Here is a 3904-nt window from a genome sequence, read left to right as displayed (position 1 = left end):
GCCCTCCGCCGAGGATCACGACGTCGTAGTCGGCCGACGCGGGCTCGATGTCGAGCCCCGCGGCATCCGCCACCTCGCGCATCGTCGGGGCCGCCAACCGGGTCCCGTCGGCCAGTTCGAGGATCGGGTAGGCCTCGCCCTCTGCCGGGCGTTCGAGGGTCACCCGCTCGAAGGCGACCTGGTTCCTCGTGAGGAAGGTCGCCGTGCCATGGGTCGCGGCATCGTGTCGGGGACCCGTGAGCCGCACCTCGATGTCGGGCTGCTCGGCGGCGATCACCTGCAGCGACTCCAGGTAGCGTCGCGCGAGTTCCGCGACGCGGGCCGGGATCGACGGGGCCATGGCCGCCAACGTGTAGAACGCCGTCACGTCGAGCTTCAGGATGCGGGATGCCTCTGCGGCGCGTCCGCTCGCCGGGAACGGGGTGCTCAGGGTCATCGGCACCTCGCCGAAGAACCGGCCGGGCGTGCGTATCCCGATCACCCGCTCCTCGCCGTTCACGACCTTGGTGATCTCCGCGCGGCCCTCGACGACGACGAACAGCGCGCGTTCGTCGCCCTCGTGCGCGAAGTACTCGCCCGGCACGAGGTGGATGTCCTCGACGGCGCCGGCGACGTACTCGAGGGCCGCGTCGGAGAGGGGCGCGAAGATGTGGATGCCGCGGAGGCCCTCGACGGTGATCATGGACGTGTTCCGGACGGCGCACTGCAGGACCCGGTCGTCGCCACATCCGCTCGTCGCACCCTGCGACGGTATCCGCGCACCGGCGAGGCCGTCAATGCCGCGTCAGCCCTTGCGATGCACGCGGTAGTCGGTGGGGCTCATGCCGTGCACGCGGCTGAACTGCCGCGAGAAGTAGAACGGGTCGGCGTACCCGACCTCGCGCCCGACCTCGGCGACGTGCAGGTCGGTGGTGTCGAGCAGGCCGCGGGCCCGCGCCATCTTGAGCCCCGTGTGGTACGCCAGCACCCCGCCGCCGGTGGCGTCGCGGAAGAGCGCGCCGAGGTGCGACGTCGAGACCCCGACGAGCCGGGCGAGGTCGGACACCCGGATGCCGCCGTCGATGCGCTCCTCGAGGTACCGCATCGCCCGCTCGAGCGGTTCGCCCTGCTCGGGCAGCTTCCGGTCGACCGCGAGCTGAGTCATCAGCCGCCACGCGATGCCCGACACCGACAACAGCCGAGCCGGGGACTGGTCTCGCTCCAGGCCCGAGACGATCTCATCGAGGAGCACCGTGACCCGATCGACGGCGCGCAGCGACACCAGGGGACGCGCGGCGTCCGCGCCGATCGCGGCCCACAGGTCGCCGAGATCGCTGCCGCGCACGTGACACCACCAGATCGTCCATGGGTCCTCCGCATCGGCCCCGTACGAGTGCGGCGCGCGCGGCGGGATCAGCGCAGCGGTCGACGGGGTCACGCGCACCCGCGTGCCATCGACGTCCACCCATCCAGCGCCGGCCACGCAGACGATGACGATGGCCTCGTCGGCCCCGGCCGGACGAACGCGGAGATGCCCGTCCGCGCGGGGGAACCACCCGGCATCCGTCACCACCAGTCGGCGCGTGACCGGCCGCGCGAGCGCCTCGGCGACGGCGGGGCGCGGGACGACGCACAGCCGCTGGTGCTCGAACCCGTCGCGCCGCTCCATCCGTCAATGATCCCATGGTGTCGAATCGTCCATGCGCGCCCCACGATCGGCCATGTCCGCGCATCGGGCCCGCGCGTAGCGTGGAGCCCGTGACCGACGAGAACCCCAGGATCGTGCTGCCCGATGCGCCCGAAGAGCAGCGCGAGGCGATCGCGGCGGGCGGCGTCGCCTGCTGGGAGGCGCCGCTCACGATCGACACCTACGAGCCTGCCGCGCCCGATCGCTACCCGCTCTTCCTCGATCGACGCGTGTACCAGGGTTCGAGCGGGGCGGTCTACCCGATCCCGTTCACCGACCGGATCCTGCCCGGGCGCGCGCCGCGCACCTGGCGGGCGATCCACCTCGAGAACCGCTGGGTGCGGCTGGTGCTCCTGCCCGAGCTGGGCGGACGGATCCACATCGGCTACGACAAGACTCGCGACTACGACTTCTTCTACCGCAACAACGTCATCAAGCCGGCGCTGGTCGGGCTCGCCGGCCCCTGGGTCTCGGGCGGCGTGGAGTTCAACTGGCCGCAGCACCACCGCCCGGCGACCTTCCTCCCGGTCGAGACGCGCCTCGAGCGCCACGACGACGGATCCGTGACGGTGTGGCACTCGGACCTCGACCAGCTGCAGCGGATGCGCGGCAGCCACGGCATCCGCCTGCGCGGCGACTCGGCGCTCATCGAACTCGAGGCGCGCCTCGTGAACCGCACGGATGCACCCCAGTCCTTCCTCTGGTGGGCGAACGTCGCCGCTCGCTCGCACGAGCACTACCAGTCCTTCTTCCCCACCGACGTGCGCTACGTCGCCGATCACGCGCGCCGTGCGATCACCGCCTTCCCCCGCGCCGACCGGCCGTACTACGGCGTGGACTACCCGGCTCTCGCGGCCGAACGGCCGGGCGCCGATCGCCTCGACGTGTACGCGAACATCCCCGTGCCGACGTCGTACATGGTCACCGACACGGCCGATGACTTCTTCGGCGGCTACGACCACGACGCCGGAGCCGGGTTCGTGCACTGGGCCGACCGGGCGATCGCCCCGGGCAAGAAGCAGTGGACCTGGGGCGACGGCGAGGTCGGGCGCGCCTGGGATCGGCACCTCACCGACGGCGACGGCCCGTACGTCGAGCTCATGGCGGGCGTCTTCACCGACAACCAGCCCGACTTCAGCTGGCTGCAGCCGGGCGAGACGCGGCGATTCCGCCAGTACTGGTACCCGATCCAGGACATCGGCCCGGCGGTGCAGGCGACGCTCGACGCGGCGATCGGTCTCGAGGTCGACGGATGCCGCGTGCGGCTGGGTGTCGCGACGACGGGCGTGCACGCCTCCGCGCGGGTCGAGCTGCGGCGGGCGGAAGCCGTGATCGCCGAGTGGACCCTGCCGATCGAGCCCGGGCACCCCTTCGTCACCGAGGTGGAGCTCGAGGCATCCGCCACTCGCGACGACCTCGTCGTCACCGTCATCGACAGCGGGCGCGAGCTCGTGCGCTGGCGGGCGCACGCGGTGCCGGCCGGTGAGCCGTGGGTGGCGACCGAGCCGCCGGCCCCGGCCGAGATCGCCAGTGCCGACGAGCTGGTGCTGACGGGCGTGCACCTCGTGCAGTACCGTCATCCCACGAGGCCCGCCGAGCCGTACTTCGCCGAGGCGGTGCGACGGGACCCGGGTGATTCGCGCGCCCGTCTCGCCCTGGCCCGGCTCGCGCACGACCGCGGCGACCTCGAGGAGGCCCTCGACCACCTCGACCTCGCGATGGCACGGCTCTCGCGCCGCAACCTCAATCCCGAACGCGGCGACGCCCACCTGCTGCGCGGCCTCGTACTGGAACGGCTCGGGCGATCGGATGACGCGGCGGACGTGTTCGGCAAGGCCTCATGGGACGGCGCCGTCGCCCTGCCCGCCTCGCTCGGACGCGCACGGCTCGCGCAACGGTCGGGCGACGCCGAACGCGCCCTCGGGTTCGCGGATGCCGCGGTGCGCGCCGATCCGGGCAGCGGGCAGGCCGTGGCGGCGCGGGTCGTGGCGCTCCGCTCGCTCGGCGACGGCGCGACGGCGCGGGCGTCACTCGCGTCGGCTCGTGCCGAGGATCCCCTCGACCCGCTCCTCGCAGCCCTCGACGACGCGCTCGACCCGGTGGATCCGCGAACCCTCCTCACCATCGCCCACGAGCTCCACCGCCTCGGCGACGCCGGCCGCGCCATCCCGCTCGCTCGGCGCGCCGCGACGATGGGTCCGGGCCCGTTCGGCAACCCGGCGCCGCTCGCCGCCTACG

At 72.8% G+C, this 3904-nt stretch carries 3 protein-coding genes; 1 reads left to right on the top strand and 2 read right to left on the bottom strand.

The window, feature by feature from the left end; all coding sequences use genetic code 11:
* On the bottom strand, positions 1–682 hold a 682-nt coding region (locus tag AC1DY2_RS16775; RefSeq protein ID WP_476763445.1), incomplete at its 3' end, for a Crp/Fnr family transcriptional regulator.
* A 102-nt stretch (positions 683–784) separates the two neighbouring features.
* Positions 785–1648 (bottom strand): AraC family transcriptional regulator, encoded by an 864-nt coding sequence (locus tag AC1DY2_RS16770; protein WP_476763444.1) that lies wholly within the window; start codon positions 1646–1648, stop codon positions 785–787.
* An 89-nt stretch (positions 1649–1737) separates the two neighbouring features.
* On the opposite strand from AC1DY2_RS16770, the gene AC1DY2_RS16765 reads away from it, so the two are divergent.
* Positions 1738–3904, top strand: a 2167-nt coding sequence (locus AC1DY2_RS16765) for a DUF5107 domain-containing protein (protein ID WP_476763443.1), incomplete at its 3' end; no start/stop codon positions are given.

The organism is Agromyces sp. P1_H4, assembly GCF_056405255.1.
Note: the sequence above shows the minus strand (reverse complement) of the source record. Positions and strands in the feature narration are given on the sequence as shown.